The sequence below is a fragment of the Pseudorhodoferax aquiterrae genome, assembly GCF_014652235.1.
Lineage (GTDB): Bacteria > Pseudomonadota > Gammaproteobacteria > Burkholderiales > Burkholderiaceae_C > Pseudorhodoferax > Pseudorhodoferax aquiterrae.
This window is the reverse complement of the sequence record NZ_BMYK01000069.1, coordinates 3,550-3,957: the sequence shown is the minus strand read 5'-3', so window position 1 is coordinate 3,957 and position 408 is coordinate 3,550. Positions and strand designations below refer to the sequence as shown.

Annotated in this window: 1 protein-coding gene; it reads right to left on the bottom strand. The window is 70.1% G+C overall.

Features of this window, described 5'->3' with window-relative positions:
* Positions 1 to 351: cbb3-type cytochrome c oxidase subunit I (locus tag IE209_RS33505; RefSeq protein WP_373305472.1), on the bottom strand; the 351-nt coding region annotated here is incomplete at its 3' end.
* Positions 352 to 408 lie beyond the last annotated feature (57 nt).

Sequence of the window (408 nt, the reverse complement as noted above, 5' to 3'; positions counted from 1 at the left end):
GCCGTGCATCGTGAACAGCTGGTTGTAGGTTTCCTGCGGCACGATGCCTGCCAGCGGCGCGGCCAGCTGCACGCGCATCACCAACGACAGGATGCCCGCGGCGACGAAGAACGCGAAGGCGGTCACGATGAACATGAAGCCAATGACGTTGTTGTTGACGTCGCTCAGCCTGCGCCAGCCCTTGGGCGACGCCCACACCTGCTCCAGCGCCTCCAACTCGCCGGCCGGCCGCCCACCCTGCGTCGGGAAGCGCAGGTACAGGCGCGTGTCGAAGCCGGTCTCGCCGGGCTCGTCCGCTGCGTCCCGCACTGCGCCGTCGACCCCTGGCGCGCCGGCGCTGTGGCCCGTCACTTCAGCGACTCCATGTAGGCCGCCAGCGCGCCCAGCTCAGCGCCGCTGAGCGAGCGG